Source organism: Streptomyces sp. NPDC001508 (genome assembly GCF_040298665.1).
Taxonomy (GTDB): domain Bacteria; phylum Actinomycetota; class Actinomycetes; order Streptomycetales; family Streptomycetaceae; genus Streptomyces.
On record NZ_JBEPAP010000053.1, the window covers coordinates 50942 to 64834 of the forward strand.

At 71.6% G+C, this 13893-nt stretch carries 13 protein-coding genes; 5 read left to right on the forward strand and 8 right to left on the reverse strand.

The window, feature by feature from the left end; translation table 11 throughout:
* Window positions 1-165: 165 nt before the first annotated feature.
* The 3 genes from ABT245_RS34210 to ABT245_RS34220 all read right to left on the reverse strand — a co-directional run bounded on the left by ABT245_RS34210 (window position 166) and on the right by ABT245_RS34220 (window position 4459).
* Window positions 166-339: a hypothetical protein gene (locus ABT245_RS34210; protein WP_351741436.1), complete on the reverse strand. Its 174-nt coding sequence runs from the start codon at window positions 337-339 to the stop codon at window positions 166-168.
* A 597-nt stretch (window positions 340-936) separates the two neighbouring features.
* Window positions 937-2748: a stealth family protein gene (locus ABT245_RS34215; RefSeq protein WP_351741398.1), complete on the reverse strand. Its 1812-nt coding sequence runs from the start codon at window positions 2746-2748 to the stop codon at window positions 937-939.
* A 13-nt stretch (window positions 2749-2761) separates the two neighbouring features.
* Window positions 2762-4459, reverse strand: a complete 1698-nt coding sequence (locus tag ABT245_RS34220; RefSeq protein WP_351741401.1) for a stealth family protein — start codon at window positions 4457-4459, stop codon at window positions 2762-2764.
* Window positions 4460-4904: 445 nt separating this feature from the next.
* Between ABT245_RS34220 and ABT245_RS34225 the strand changes: the two genes are divergently transcribed.
* Window positions 4905-5369, forward strand: coding sequence for a CAP domain-containing protein (locus ABT245_RS34225; RefSeq protein WP_351741403.1), 465 nt, complete (start codon window positions 4905-4907; stop codon window positions 5367-5369).
* A gap of 26 nt (window positions 5370-5395) precedes the next feature.
* Here ABT245_RS34225 and ABT245_RS34230 read toward each other — a convergent pair whose 3' ends face one another.
* Both ABT245_RS34230 and ABT245_RS34235 read right to left on the reverse strand, forming a co-directional pair.
* A complete protein-coding gene (locus ABT245_RS34230) occupies window positions 5396-5539 on the reverse strand; it encodes a hypothetical protein (RefSeq protein ID WP_351741405.1) in 144 nt (47 codons plus the stop codon).
* 434 nt (window positions 5540-5973) lie between these two features.
* Complete coding sequence (locus ABT245_RS34235; RefSeq protein WP_351741408.1) at window positions 5974-6312, reverse strand: hypothetical protein; 339 nt, start codon at window positions 6310-6312, stop codon at window positions 5974-5976.
* 224 nt (window positions 6313-6536) lie between these two features.
* On the opposite strand from ABT245_RS34235, the gene ABT245_RS34240 reads away from it, so the two are divergent.
* Together ABT245_RS34240 and ABT245_RS34245 are read left to right on the forward strand one after the other, a co-directional pair.
* Window positions 6537-7739 carry a permease gene (locus tag ABT245_RS34240; RefSeq protein WP_351741410.1) on the forward strand — a complete coding sequence of 401 codons (1203 nt, stop codon included), beginning with the start codon at window positions 6537-6539 and terminating at the stop codon, window positions 7737-7739.
* A gap of 160 nt (window positions 7740-7899) precedes the next feature.
* Window positions 7900-9144, forward strand: coding sequence for an MFS transporter (locus tag ABT245_RS34245; RefSeq protein WP_351741413.1), 1245 nt, complete (start codon window positions 7900-7902; stop codon window positions 9142-9144).
* A gap of 251 nt (window positions 9145-9395) precedes the next feature.
* On the opposite strand, the gene ABT245_RS34250 is transcribed toward ABT245_RS34245, so the two are convergent.
* Complete coding sequence (locus tag ABT245_RS34250; protein ID WP_351741416.1) at window positions 9396-10046, reverse strand: dienelactone hydrolase family protein; 651 nt, start codon at window positions 10044-10046, stop codon at window positions 9396-9398.
* A 169-nt stretch (window positions 10047-10215) separates the two neighbouring features.
* Entirely contained in the window at window positions 10216-11037 is an 822-nt protein-coding gene (locus ABT245_RS34255) for an SDR family oxidoreductase (RefSeq protein WP_351741419.1), read from the reverse strand.
* A gap of 374 nt (window positions 11038-11411) precedes the next feature.
* Here ABT245_RS34255 and ABT245_RS34260 point away from each other — a divergent pair, with 374 nt between their 5' ends.
* Window positions 11412-11606 carry a DUF2795 domain-containing protein gene (locus tag ABT245_RS34260; protein WP_351741421.1) on the forward strand — a complete coding sequence of 65 codons (195 nt, stop codon included), beginning with the start codon at window positions 11412-11414 and terminating at the stop codon, window positions 11604-11606.
* A gap of 152 nt (window positions 11607-11758) precedes the next feature.
* A complete protein-coding gene (locus tag ABT245_RS34265) occupies window positions 11759-12658 on the forward strand; it encodes a polysaccharide pyruvyl transferase family protein (protein ID WP_351741424.1) in 900 nt (299 codons plus the stop codon).
* A gap of 271 nt (window positions 12659-12929) precedes the next feature.
* Here the strand turns inward: ABT245_RS34265 and ABT245_RS34270 are convergent, their stop codons facing one another.
* Complete coding sequence (locus tag ABT245_RS34270) at window positions 12930-13808, reverse strand: aldo/keto reductase (protein WP_351741426.1); 879 nt, start codon at window positions 13806-13808, stop codon at window positions 12930-12932.
* Window positions 13809-13893 lie beyond the last annotated feature (85 nt).

Consider the following 13893-nt stretch of genomic DNA (forward strand, 5'->3'; position numbering starts at 1 on the left):
CGTCCGTCATCCCGCCCGGCCGCGGCTTCCCGGCGGGCGAGAGCGCTGCCGGTGCCGGTTGCCCCCTCCCTTTTCAGCGTCCCCCCACTCGCCGGGTGTGACCAGTGCGCGGCCCGCGCGGCACCCGCGCTCGCCTCAGCGGGCGGCAGCCACCCGCCGCGCCGGTCAGGACGGGGGAGCGGTGCCCGGTGCGGCCGGGCCGAGGATCCGCATGCCGGGGCGGCGGCGGTGCACGGTGAGGTAGGTCATGCCGTCCTCGCCGGCGACCAGGCTGCGGCCGGAGCCATAGCGGTCCGTGCGCGGTGACCTGCTGCGCCGCGGCGTTGCGGCCCGGGACATCCACTACGAGGTGTTCGGACCGGACCTCTGGCTCGCCGCCGCATAGCGGACCGGGCGGTTCCGGGCCCCGCCGGCCCGGAACCCCTCGACGCGGCGGAATCCGCCGTCGGCAAGGGCAGGCAACCCCTGGCCGACACCTCGGCCGTCGTCGCGGCCGCCGGCTCCATCTGGCTCGGGACGGTGCCGGCGATCTCCTTCCTGGAAGCCCCGTTGAAGTTCCGCGCCCCGGGAGTGAGGGCGGCGATCGGACTGTCGGCCGTATCGTCTTCCGGGCGCTCAACACCGTGGAGGCCGCGCCGGCCGCCGTCGTCGTGTCGGGGCTCAGCGCCTCGGACCCGCCCGTGTCGGTGGTCGTGCCGGCCGCCGCCGCCGTGCTCCCGCCGGTCCTGCGACTCACCGCGGTGCGGCCCGTTCTCAACCGCCGGTCCGACCCGGTTGCCTGCGGGCGAGACCCTTCCGCGCCCCCGCGCCCACCCGGTCCACGTCACCCCTGAGGCGGCCGAGGCGGCGGCGCTGATCGCCCTCGGCATCAGCGCGCTCGCGATCTGAGACGCGGCGCTCCCCGCCGGCCGGTGAGCCGGCGGGGAGCAGGGCAGATCATTCGCGGCGCTGTGCGTCCTCCAGCCTCGCCCGCTGCGGGCGAGGCACCGCAGCGGGCCCGATCAGCTGTGAGAAGGGCCGTGACGCACCCTCGAAGCGGCTGGGGAAGGGGTACTTGCGTTCCAGGAAGGCGCGGATGGCCGTCTGGGCGGCGGCCCTGTCCTCGGGGGCCGTCTCCACGTCGTTGAGGCAGAAGAAGTCGATGTCCTCCCCGGCCGCAAGGCGGTCCAGTCGGCGCTGCATGTCCGGTGTGCCCAACTGTATGTAGCGGAAGCGGTAGTCGGCCGGGACCCCCCGGCCGGTCGCGATCGCCCAGTGGTGGTGCAGGGTGGACGCCGGAGCGACGTCAGTGACGGAGCGGAAGCGCGAGTACGAGGTCTTGTGCAGCTCCTCGATCGCGAGGCCCTCCATCTCACGCATCACCGACAGCAGTTGGGGATGCGGGGTGTGCAGCGACTTGTGCGTGATGTATCTGCCGTGGAAGCGCCTGATCACCTCACGGGTGTTCTTCCCGGCGGAGTTCGGCGCCGGCTCCAGCGGATGCGGGGCGCCCACGCCGAGCTTCAGCGGGGACAGCGGGATACGGGCGATGCCGTTCCCGTGGAAGAAGTGCTCGGCACGCACCGGGCGGTTGACGAAGACGTCGTCGTTGAAATAGAGGTAGTGCTCCGACAGCCCCGGAATGTGGTGCAGCCGGCTCTCTATCGCATGCGAGTTGAAGACGGGCAGGGCGTCGGCCGGGAGGATGTCCCGGTGATCGACCACGGTCAGGCCCGCCGCGTCCGGATCCAGCCAGTCGGGGATCTGCGAGTCGGTCACGAGGTAGACATGCCGGATGAACCCCGCGTACATCTCCAACGAGCGCAGCGCGTACTTCAGTTCGTCATGGCTGGTGTAACGGGAGGCGCCGGTCTCGCGCGGGGCGATGGGGTTGTCGGACAGCGCCTGATGGGCACGGCGCTTCTCGGCCATCGCCGGGTCGTCCCCGTCGACCCAGGTGTACACGGCGTCCACGGCAAAGCGCACCTCGTCGATGCCCGGCTCGGCGAACGGCGCGAACGTCGGCACGCTGCCCCGGCGGCCCGCCACCGCGGCCGGCCGCAGCGCCGCCGCCGGAAGCACCTCCGAGACCGGGTTGCGGCGCGGGGCGACGAGCGCCGTGCCGAAGACATCCTCAAGGCGGCTGCCGGGCACGGTGAGCCAGGAGGGGTCCGGGGCGGCGCCCAGGTTCCGGCCGCGGCACCAGAACTCGATGTCGCAGCCCGTCTCAAGACCGCTGAGCACCTGCCCCGCGGGGCCGAGGCGCACCACGCCGGTACGCAGCACGGCGGCCCGCCGCAGCGCCCGCGGCAGTCTTCCGTCGGCCCACAGCACCGCGGTCGTCACGGCCCCGTCCGGGCCGACGGCGCCGACGTACCCGGCAGTGCGGGCGAACCGCTGCGCGGCCCGGTCGAGCACCGTGCCGCGGTACTCCTCCTCGACACCGATCACCTGACGCGGCGCACCGAATCCGTGCTCTGTGGGAACGACGAAGTAGGGGACGCCGATCGCCTCCAGCAACGTGCACACCCGTTCCCGGTCGGCTTCGGCGGCATCCGCGGCGGTGTAGTCGGCGACCGTGCGTCCGTACAGCCGCACCGGCCCGCAGGTGATCGGGTGCAGGCCGGGGACAGCGGCGCGCAGCCGTCGGCGCGCCCGGCCCGTACGCAGCGTCCAGAGCCGGGCGGACTGCCGGAGCCTGAGGTACACGAGCAGGTCCCGGGCGGCCCGCAGGCCCGTGGGCGCCGCGAGACGATGGTGTAGGTCCATGGGTTGGTTTCCGTCAGCTCTGCTTCTCGAAGGGGCTCGGGAACGGGAAGTAGCCCTCCAGGAACTCGCTCATCCGGATGCCGACCTGCTCCCGCTCCTCGGCCGGCACATCGACGTCGTTGAGGCAGAAGAAGTCGAAGCGGCGGTTGCGGCGCAGATCGGCCAGGCGCGCCTCGGCGTCCGGACGGCTGATGTTCACATACCGGAAGCTGAACCTGCCCGGCACCCCGAGGCCGGTCATCAGCGCGTACTGGTACAGCAGCGGGGCCGTCATGGCGATGTCCTGCGGCGAGCGGAAACGGGACGCCGTGGTGCGGCGTACGTCCTCCGCGAACAGCTCCTCGATCGCCGTGAGCGCCCCGCGCTGCTGCGGCAGCGGAGTGTGCATGAAGTTGTTCGTCGTCATCCGCCCGAACCTCTCCAGCAGCAGCCGCCGGACGTTCTTGCTGGCGGAGTTGGTGGCCGTCTCCTCGGCGTGCGGCTTGCCGATGCCGATCTTGAGCGGGGACACCGGGATCTTCATGAGGCCGCTGCCGTGGAAGAAGTGCTCGGCGGTGACCCGGCGGCCGACGAACACATCGTCGTTGAAGTACAGGTAGTGCTCCGACAGCCCCGGAATGTGGTGCAGCCGGGTCTCGATGGCATGCGAGTTGAACACCGGCAGGACGTCCGGCGGGAAGATGTCGCGGTGGTCGACGACCGTGATCCCCGGCGCCCGGTCGTCGAGCCAGTGCGGCTTCTGACCGTCGGTCACGAGGTAGATGTGCCGGACGAAGTCGGCGTACATCGCCAGCGACCGCAGCGAGTACTTCAGCTCGTCATGGCTGGTGTACCGGGAGGCGTTGGTCTCCTTGTCCAGGATCTCGGCGGTGCCGCGGTCCTGGTACCGGGCCCGCTTGGCCCGCATCTTCGGCTCCTCGCCGTCCACCCAGGTGTAGACGACGTCGACGGGAAACGTCACATCGTTCACGGTCGGCCGGGTGAGCGCCACGAAGCTCGGCAGTTCCCGGTCGCCGACGCGCACCGTGGCCGGCCGCTGCTCGGAGGCCGGCAGCACGTCCGTGATGCCGTTGTTGCGCGGCGCGATCAGGGACTCGGCGAAGATGTCCTCCGACGCCTGCGGCTGCACCTTGGCCAGTCGCCGGGGCCCCTCGGGGGAGGCGAGCAGCTGTGCGCCGTCCTCCCAGAACTCGACGTCGCAGGCGAGTTCGGGACCGGCGAGCAACTGGCCCGCGGGACCGAGGTGGTTCTCCCCGATCCGCAGTGTGGGGGAGGTGCGCAGCGCGGCCGGCAGCACCCCGTCCAGGAACAGCGCGGGATGGTTGAGCTTGCCGCCGGGCAGCGGCCTGCCGATGAACACCGCCTTCCCCGCGTTCTGTTCCTCCAGAGCGGTCAGGAAACGCTCCCGGTCGACGGCGTTCACGCCGACCGTGTGACGCGTACGGGAGGCCGGGACCAGGAAGTAGGGGATGCCTTCTTGTTCCAGCGCGGCCACGACCAGGCCGAGGTTGGCCGCCGCCGCCTCGGCCGCGCTGAACCGGGTCACGACCCGTCCGTACAACTGCTGGCCGCGCACCGCCACCGGGCGCAGCACCGGGTCTGTGACCGCCGCCCTACGGCGCCGCCGCATGGTACGCAGCTGCCACACCCTCTCGGCGGCCTTCCGCTCGACTCGCGGTCGTATCCGCCGGGCAAAGGAACGCACGGTCACGTTCACAGCTCCTCTTCGTCAACCTCTGCATAGGTCCTGCGTAAACCAGACGGACGTACGTGGCAAAAGGTTGTATGAGATTTCTCCGAAAATTAACTCTGTCCGAAGTCGGCTCATAACCGGGGGTGGTAGGGCCGCGGGGGGAGGCTCGATCAGGCGACGGCCCGTACGCCGACGGCCCGTTCACCGAGGGTCCCTTCGCCCCGGGATACCACTGGCCCCCGTTGGCAGCCGCACGAGGCCTGTGCTGCTCGGCCATTCGGCCGGGGGCGTGCAGTTGCGATCTCGGAGTGAAATGTGTCCCCCCGAGGTCCCGTCACCCTGCGAGCTCCCCAATCCCCTGTTAGCTACGAAGAGTAGCGTTGACGTTACTTTCGATAGTCGTGAGTCTGAGGGTGCCGATGTGGCCGGTGGTGTTCCGGGCCCATCCTTGAAAGGAGCCTCCATGCGACGGACGGCCGCTGTTCTCCTCCTGGTGCTGACTTCCTTGCTCGCCGACGGGCACGCCGCGACCGCGCACCCGCACGTCGGCGGCGCGGCCACACGCATTCTGGATCTCACCAATGCCGCCCGCGCGAAAGCCGGGTGCGGCCCGCTCCGATTGAGTCCGGCAGTGGGCCGCGCGGCCCGCCGGCATGCCCGTGACCTGATCCGCCACGACCGCTACTCCCACACCGGCTCGGACGGATCCGACCCGGGGGAGCGCATCAGGTCGGCCGGCTACCGCTGGCACCGGGCCGGCGAGAACATCTTCCTCGGCCCGCACGATGCCCAAGAGGCCGCCCGGGGATGGCTGCGCAGCCCGGAACACCGGGCCAACATCCTCAACTGCGCCTACCGTGACACCGGCATCGCCGTGCAGGGCCCGCCCGGCCACCGCATGTGGGTACAGGACTTCGCCGCCCGCTGACACCCGGTTCGGTCCGGGAGCGGATGTCAACGGGCAAGCGGCGCGGCCACTTGGGGCAGCGTGTCGTGGAGGCCGACTTCCGTGATCGCCCCGCGGGCCTGGTGCGGCGACAGCCGTCCAAGGGGTGCGTCCGGGTACTTGGGCCGCACCGCCTCGGGGGGCCCGGTCATGGACCGACCGGAGCGGCCGGTGGCCGGGCGAACACCGAATCCCCGCCCGTGACCGGCTGATGCGCCTGTGACGCGTTACGAGCGTGCTCGCTGGGGCTGCCCCATCCGCCGCCCGCGCAGGGCGCGAAGCCTCGCGAACAGGCCATGGCGGCGAGGGCCGTCGGCGGGACATGGCCGGGGCGGGACAGCGGCGTCGGGCTCTTCCCAAGTCACCGGCTTCTCGGCGGGCGCTGCCCCGACGGTGCCTTCGAGGATCGGGGCGGGCTCGGGTTCTCGGGGAGGCGTACGGTAACTCAGGGCGCGCAGATATCCTTCCAGCGCGCGACCAGGGTCGGCCGGCATGACTGCTCCTGCTGCGTTGGTGAGCGAAGAGGGAGGTGCGAGCGGTGTCCTCCCGTGCCACGCGGGCACCGGAGCCGACACCGTGGTTCCTCTCAGCAGCGCAGCACGACGCACGAAGCGCTGGCGGTCGCGGGGGTCGCCCGCCCCGGCCGTGGCCAGGCGGCGGAAACCCGCTGTGCGTCCCCGGGACGCCCGGCGGGAAAGGACGGCCGGAGCGCGGCGAGCTTCTGGGCCTTACGGCCGGGGCGTTCCACGCCGTCGACGGCGAGCGGCTTCCTGGTGTCGAGCACGCAGGCCACACTCTCCGTCACTTCGACCTCGGGGGTGTGCTCGGCCACGAGCGCGGCACACAGCGCGAGCAGCACGGAGGCCAGCACCAGGACGGCTCTCCGCGCGGTCGTGCGATGCGCGCCGCTACCCCAACCGATCACGTACGCAGCGTAACCGTCCCGCTACTGTGGGCGCATTCCATCGGACGAGTGAAGCCCGCGCAGCCGACCGCCGCCCCCCGGCCAGTCGCCGCCCCCCGCCGTCCGGTTCCCGCTTCGGCGAACCCGGGCGGACCCCCGCGTGGCCGCGGCCCGTGGACGAAGCGGTGCGGACGGCGAGGGCGTGTCCGCCCCCGTACACCGAACTCGGAGGGGAGGCTTCACTGATGCACGCCGTACTGCACGCACTGTCCATCACCGGGTCCATGACCTGGGAGATCACCTGGGCACTGATCCTCGGCTTCGCCCTGTCCGCCGTCGTCCAGGCCGTGGTCCGCAAGTCCACCGTCGTCGCCCTGCTCGGTGACGACCGGCCCCGCACCCTCGCCGTCGCGGCGGGCCTGGGTGTGGCGTCCTCGTCCTGCTCCTACGCCGCGGTGGCGCTGGCCCGCGCGTTGTTCCGCAAGGGAGCGAACTTCACCGCCGCGATGGCCTTCGAGATCGCCTCCACCAATCTCGTCGTGGAACTCGGCGTCATTCTCGCGCTGTTGATGGGCTGGCAGTTCACCGTCGCCGAGTTCGTCGGCGGCCCCGTCATGATCATTGTGCTGGCCGTGCTGTTCCGGCTGTTCCTGCGCGAGGAACTGCTGCGCCGGGCCCGACGGCAGGCGCATCGGGGGCTCGCCGGATCGATGGAGGGCCATGCCGCGATGGACATGTCCGTCCGGCGCGAAGGCTCCTTCATCCACCGTCTGCTCTCCCGTGAGGGATTCACCGCCACCAGCCATGTGTTCGTCATGGAATGGGCGGCGATCCTGCGCGATCTGGTCGTCGGCCTGCTCATCGCCGGCGCCATCGCCGCCTGGGTCCCGGACTCGTTCTGGGGTGCCTTCTTCTTCGACGGCCACCCGCTCGCCGCCAAGCTGTGGGGACCCGTCGTCGGCCCGCTGGTGGCGATGGCCTCGTTCGTGTGCTCGATCGGCAATGTGCCGCTGGCGGTGGTGCTGTGGAAGGGAGGGATCAGCTTCGGCGGCGTGGTGGCGTTCGTCTTCGCCGATCTGCTGATCCTGCCCATCCTCAACATCTACCGGAAGTACTACGGCGCGAAGACGGCCGCCTTCCTCCTGGCCACCTTCTACCTCGCGATGGTCATCGCGGGATACACCGTGGAGTTCGCCTTCGGCGGCCTCGGCCTCGTTCCGGACCAGGCGACCGCGAAGCTCCCGACGGAAGGCGTGCGTTGGAACTACACCACGTGGCTCAACATCGTCTTCCTCGTCCTGGCCGCCCTGCTCGTGGCGCGGTTCGTGCGGACCGGCGGCCCGAGCATGCTCCGCATGATGGGCGGTTCACCCGAGACCGGCCATGCCGGCGCCGACCGGGGAGGGCACGGGCCCTCCGCGCAGGACGCCCCCGACGAACCCCGCTGAGCCACGGCACCGCGGCAGTTCGGCGGTGGTCCGGCGGCAGGCGGCACAACGCATGGTTGTGGCTTGCCGGACGACTGGTTGTTTGATCCGACGGCATGATCCTCGCTTTGATGCGGGCGGACAGCGGATGGTGTTCGGGTCGGCGAGAGGTGTGTGGGGCATGCCGGGTGGGCGGGCGCCGGGGCGGCGGTTTCGATGGCTGTGGGCGGCCTATGCGGTCAGCTCGTACGGCTCGGGGTTCGGGTTCGGCGCGTTCGCCCTGATCGCGGTCCTCGTGCTGCACTCCGGGCCGGCCCAGGTGGCGGCGCTGTCCGCCGCGGGACGGGCGGTGGGGGCCTTGGTCGCGGTGCCGCTGGGACCATGGGTGGAGTTCCGCCGTAAGCGACCCGTCATGATCGCGATGGACCTGATCCGGTTCGCGGCGTTGATGAGCGTCCCGGCCGCGTTCGTGCTCGGCCGGCTCGGCTTCGCCCAACTCCTTGTCGTCTCCGTCGTCGTCGCCGCGGCCAACATCGCCTTCAACGCGGCCGGCGGAGCGTTTCTGAAGGCGCTGCTGCCGCCGGAGGACCTGCTCGTCGCCAACGCCCGGCTGGAGTCCACGACATGGAGTGCGACGACGGTCGGACCACCGCTCGGCGGCGCCGCCATCGGGCTGTTCGGACCGATGACGACCGTCATGGCCGATGGGTTCAGCTACCTGCTTTCGGCCCTGGGCATCCGCGCCATCGGCGGGAAGGAACCACGCCCTGGGCCGGCCGGCGCACCGCGGCTGCGGCCGGGCGACCTGCTGGAGGGCTGGCGCCACATCCTCACCCACCCCGGGCTGCGCCCGCTGCTGTGCAACGCGATGGCGGTCAACGGGCTGATCATGGCGTCGGAGCCGCTGCTCGCCGTACTCCTGCTGGGCCCGCTCGGGTTCGCGCCCTGGCAGTACGGTCTCGCGTTCGCGGCTCCGTGCATCGGCGGCCTCGTCGGCTCACGGCTGGCGCGCCGGCTCGTGGCACGGTTCGGGCAGCGCAAGGTGCTGCTCACCTCCGGAGTGCTGCGTGCCTGCTGGCCCGTCGGGCTGGCGTTCGTCCGCCCCGGTGTCCCCGGGATCGTGCTGATCATCGTCATCCAGTTCGGCCTGGTGACCTGCTGCGGGCTGTTCAACCCGGTGCTGGCCACCTACCGGCTCGACCACACCCCGGCGGACCGGGTCGCCCGCACGCTGTCCGCGTGGTCGGTGAGCAGCAGCGCCGCCATCGCGGCCCTGACCGCCGTGTGGGGTGTGCTGGCCGCCCTCACCAGCGCCCGCACCGCGATCGCCGCCGCCGGAATCCTCCTCCTGGCCACCCCGCTGCTGCTCCCGCGCCGCGCGAACGCCCCCCAGACCGGCGGGGAACCCGCCGCGAGCCTTCCATGACACGCGGCGAACCCCGCGGCGTCCGCCGCCGTCGGCCCCCTACCGCCCTGGCCGCACCCCGGTCCTCCTGTTCTCGGGTGGGCGGTCATCCGCGCGGACGGTAACCCCCCGCGCCTGCGCATCGGTTTAGCCGACCCTTGCCGAGCCGCCCCTCGCGACAGCGCCCCGAAGGGGCGCGGAGCCGCATACCGAGACAGCCCCGCGCCCCTTCGGGGCGCTGTCGAAGCGTGACGGACGTCGCCGGACCGCCCTTACCCGGAGCGCAGTCGGGCCTGGCACCACTGCCTGGCCGTCACCGCGACCTCCTCCAGGGCGCCGGGTTCTTCGAACAAGTGGGTCGCGCCCGCAACGACGCGCAGGGAATGCGGGGCCACAAGCCGCCGGGCCGCTTCCTTGTTGAGTTCCAGCACCACTTGGTCCTGGCCACCGACGATGAGCAGTACCGGAGCCCTCACCCGCTCCAGGGCGTCGCCCGCGAGGTCGGGCCGGCCGCCTCGCGACACCACGGTCAGCACCCGGTCCGGCCGCTCGGCCGCGGCCACCAGTGCGGCGGCCGCGCCCGTACTGGCGCCGAACAGCACGACGGGCAGACCGCGGGTGTCGGGCTGCTCCCGCAGCCAGTCGATCGCGGCCACGAGCCGCCGGCCCAGGAGCCCGATGTCGAAGCGATGCTCGGCGGTCAGCGCGTCGTGCCGCTCCTCCCGTTCGCTGAGCAGGTCCATCAGCAGCGTGCCCAGGTGGGCGGTACGCAACTCGGCGGCCACCCTCCGGTTGCGCGAGCTGTGCCGGGAACTGCCGCTGCCGTGTGCGAAGAGCACCACCGCCCGTGCCGGTGTCGGCACGACGAGGTCGCCGGGGAGCGTGGCGTCACTGGTGGGCAGCAAGACCATCTCGGAGATCATCGCGTCACCTTCTTCCCCTGGTGCCTGCGGATCGCTATGACGAGGATGTCCCGCACCGCGTACCCCGGCAGGTCCCCGGCCTACCTCGGACCCGGCCGGTCGTTCGCGGTCGCGTTCGTCACCGGTGCGTCCCGTCCGTCGCCCCCGGACCGCGCCGTCCCGGCCGGGCTCAGGGACTGCGCCAGCGATCGTCGGGCAGGTGGCTGCCGGCCTGCGGCCCCATCCGCAGCATCCCGCCGTCCACCACCCAGGAGGCACCCGTGACATAGGAGGCGCCCGGACTCGCGAGGAAAGCGATCACCGCGGCGACTTCGCGGGCATCGCCGGGGCGGCCCAACGGCACGCCGGGCCGCCGCTCGGCGGTGACGTCGGTGTCCTCCTGGCCGGTCATCGGCGTGGCGATCTCACCCGGAGCGACGGCATTGGCGGTGATCCCGTGTTCGGCCAGCTCCAGGGCCATGACCTGGGTGAGCAGCCCGAGCCCGCCCTTGGCCGCGCAGTAGGGCGCCGCGCCCACGCGCGGCTGGTGTTCGTGGACGCTGGTGACATTGATGATCCGGCCTCCGTCGCCCTGCGCGATCATGCGCTGAGCGGCGCGCTGACCGCACAGGAACGGCCCCACCAGGTCGACGTCGATGACCTCGCGCACGGTGTCGAGGTCCAGATCCAGGAACGGCGTCATGGTGCCGGTCCCCGCGTTGTTGACCAGGACGTCGACCCTGCCCAGTTGCTCGGCCAGCAGGTCGATGACCCGGGCGGCCTCCGGGAGCAGGGTGAGGTCCAGATGCTCGACCGCGGCACGGCGTCCCCTCGCGCGTACCTCGTCCGCCGTCCGCTGTGCCCCTTCGTGATCGCGGTGCCAGGTGATGCCGACGTCCAGGCCGTCCGCCGCCAGCCGGACGGCGGTGGCACGGCCGATACCGGAATCGGATCCGGTGACCAGGGCCACGCGGGTGGTACGAGGGTCGGGGGCGTCTCGATGCGGTGCCATGAGGGCTCCAGGTGTCGCGTCCGATGCGGTGCCATGAGGGGGCTCCAGGTGTCGCGTCCGATGCGTGATCCGGTGGCGTGCAGCAGATCGCCGGGACGGCCGGGCACGGGCCGCAGCGGCGCCCGCTCCGTCCCCGGCGGTGCCCCCTCACTTCCGGCGTTCCGGCGTTCCGGCCGTACGGCTCCCCGGAACTCGGGCACCGCGTACCCGTCACACCGCCCACCACACAGGGCGCTCCGCGGCGCATCACGGAACGGGGCGGCCGACGGCAGCCGCACATATCCATCCCGGCGACGCGTAACGCCTTGCCGCCCGCGGGGTACTCGGCGAGTTCACGCGCAGGTCGACTGCGCCGACGCAGGCAGGAGGCCGCCATGGCCGAGATGAGCCCGATCGATCTTCAAAAGGCCCTGAAGGGCGCCGACTACCCGGCCAGCCGTGACGATCTCGTCTCCCTGGCCAGGAACAACGGCGCGGACGACAAGATCGTGGACAAGCTCTCGCACACCGGGACCCGCCGGTTCGACGGACCCAACGACGTGCAGAAGGCAGTCTTCGGCAACGACTAGCTAGGGACTACTAGGGGCTACTAGGAACTTAGGAACTACGCCCGGGGACCGGCTCGCGCCCGCGTGATCGCCGGTCCCGCACATGATGTGCGCTTCTTCTGATGCGCGCTCCTTCGGTGATTGCCGTCTGTTGCGCAGGGCACCCGGGCGCTGTGGAGCGGCGACGGCGGATTCTTCTGACGGGGTGGTTCAGCTTTCTGGAGGGCGAGGCCACGGCCGGGGACCTGCTGGCCCTGGACCGGGTACGGGACGGGCTACGGCACACCGGGTGGGACCACGACGTCGCCTGGAGCCCCGGATTCCGCCCGGAAGGCCCGTCGCTCACCGACGTACGCCCCGATGCCTACTCACACCTGGTGTTCGTCTGCGGACCCCTGCACGGACCGCAGGTCGAGCAGCTGCACCTGCGCTTTCCGCACTGTGTCCGCATCGCCGTGGGCACCTCGGTCGTCGACGCCGGGAACCCGGCCCTTGACGGCTTCCACCATGTACTGGCCAGGGACGCCCCGGGCACGGCTCCGACGCTGGACCTGGCGGCCCGGGCGCCGTCCGCGCACACCGTCCCGCTGGTCGCGGTGATCCTCACGCACGGCCAGGGGGAGTACGGACCGCGCCGGCGGCACGGACAGGTCGCCCGGGAGGTGACACGGTGGCTGTCCGGCCGGGACTGCGCGCGCCTTGAGCTGGAGACCCGGCTGGACCCGCACGACTGGCGGCTGAGCACCACACCGGCCCAGCTGGAAACGGTGCTCTCCCGCTGCGACATGGTCGTCACCGACCGCCTGCACGGGCTGGTACTCGCGCTGCGCGTCGGCGTTCCCGCACTGGCCGTCGATCCCGTCGCGGGCGGCGCCAAGGTCACCGCGCAGGCGCGCGCCTGCGGCTGGCCCGCGCTGCTGCCCGCCGAGCAGGTCGATCCCGGGGCGCTGGATCACTGGTGGGAGTGGTGCACGACAGCCGGGCAGGGGCTCGCCGGGCGGATCGGCTCCCGGTTCCGGTCGGGCGCCGCGCCGGACACCGCGGACGACCTTCTGCGGATCTTGGCCCCCTAGGGCGGCCCTAGCGCCCGCCCCCTGCGCAGGCGACGCGGCAGGCGGCGGCTCCGTAGGGGCAGCCCCGACAACCGCTGCGGGCGAAGACGCGCCCGGTCCGCTTTGTGCGCCGCCGGCACTCCGCTGCGCAATTCGGCTGAGCAGTGGAGGCCGGCCGGGAAAGCCGCGACGACCACCGCGTTGTCGCAGGTCGCGGCCCGCACATCGGAACCGCTCCGGAATTGCGCAGCAGAGTCCGCCGGCTTCACCTCATTGGCGCCGGCCGGTTACTTCAGGCGCCGAGACTGTCGGCCAGCGCGGCGAACTCCTCGTCGGTCAGGGTGACCAGGGCCGCCGCGACGTTCTGCTCAAGGTGGGCGACGCGCGAGGTGCCGGGGATGGGAAGCACCACCGGGGAACGGCTCAGCAGCCAGGCGAGCGCGAGCTGGGCCGGGCTGACCTGATGCCTCTTGGCCGCGCTGTCCAGCGGCCCGCCCGGGCGGGCGAGTTCACCGGTGGCCATGGGGAACCACGGGATGAAACCCAGGTTCTCGCGCTCCGCGTAGTCCAGGACGTCCTCGGCGCCGCGGTCGGCGAGGTTGTACAGGTTCTGCACCGAGACGATGTCCGCGGTCTCGCGCGCCTCGACGATCTGCTCGACGGTGACCTCGGACAGCCCGATGTGCCGGATCTTGCCCTCCTGCTGGAGGAGCACCAGTTCGCCGAGTTGTTCGGCCGGCGGCACCTTGGGGTCGATGCGGTGCAGCTGGAACAGGTCGATGCGGTCAAGACCGAGGTGACGCAGGCTCAGTTCGCACTGCTGGCGCAGGTATTCGGGTCGGCCCAGCGGGCGCCAGTCGTTCGGACCGGAGCGGGTCAGACCGGCCTTGGTGGCGATGACAAGGCCGTCCGGGTAGGGGTGGAGCGCCTTGTGGATCAACTGCTCGCTGACGAACGGTCCGTAGGAGTCCGCGGTGTCGATGAGGTCGACCCCCAGCTCCACGGCACGCCGCAACACGCGCACGGCCTCGTCGGGGTCCGCGGGCGGGCCCCATACGCCGGGGCCGGTCAACTGCATGGCCCCGAAGCCGAGACGGTGCACGGGCAGATCGCCACCGAGGGAAAAGGTGCCGGAGGCCTCGGCGGGACGGGAAACGGAAGCGGTGCTCATTAGAGGACCATCCCTTCTGCAGCCCTCACGGGTAGGGTTGTGACCTCTCGGTCCCGGTGGGTGCACGGCCAGTGGTGCGAGCCGT

Coding starts and splice junctions, on each gene's coding strand:
- ABT245_RS34210 (WP_351741436.1), bottom strand. CDS start 339: ATGTCCCGGGCCGCAACGCCGCGGCGCAGCAGGTCACCGCGCACGGAC.
- ABT245_RS34230 (WP_351741405.1), bottom strand. CDS start 5,539: ATGACCGGGCCCCCCGAGGCGGTGCGGCCCAAGTACCCGGACGCACCC.
- ABT245_RS34245 (WP_351741413.1), top strand. CDS start 7,900: ATGCCGGGTGGGCGGGCGCCGGGGCGGCGGTTTCGATGGCTGTGGGCG.
- ABT245_RS34215 (WP_351741398.1), bottom strand. CDS start 2,748: ATGGACCTACACCATCGTCTCGCGGCGCCCACGGGCCTGCGGGCCGCC.
- ABT245_RS34270 (WP_351741426.1), bottom strand. CDS start 13,808: ATGAGCACCGCTTCCGTTTCCCGTCCCGCCGAGGCCTCCGGCACCTTT.
- ABT245_RS34250 (WP_351741416.1), bottom strand. CDS start 10,046: ATGATCTCCGAGATGGTCTTGCTGCCCACCAGTGACGCCACGCTCCCC.
- ABT245_RS34255 (WP_351741419.1), bottom strand. CDS start 11,037: ATGGCACCGCATCGAGACGCCCCCGACCCTCGTACCACCCGCGTGGCC.
- ABT245_RS34240 (WP_351741410.1), top strand. CDS start 6,537: ATGCACGCCGTACTGCACGCACTGTCCATCACCGGGTCCATGACCTGG.
- ABT245_RS34225 (WP_351741403.1), top strand. CDS start 4,905: ATGCGACGGACGGCCGCTGTTCTCCTCCTGGTGCTGACTTCCTTGCTC.
- ABT245_RS34260 (WP_351741421.1), top strand. CDS start 11,412: ATGGCCGAGATGAGCCCGATCGATCTTCAAAAGGCCCTGAAGGGCGCC.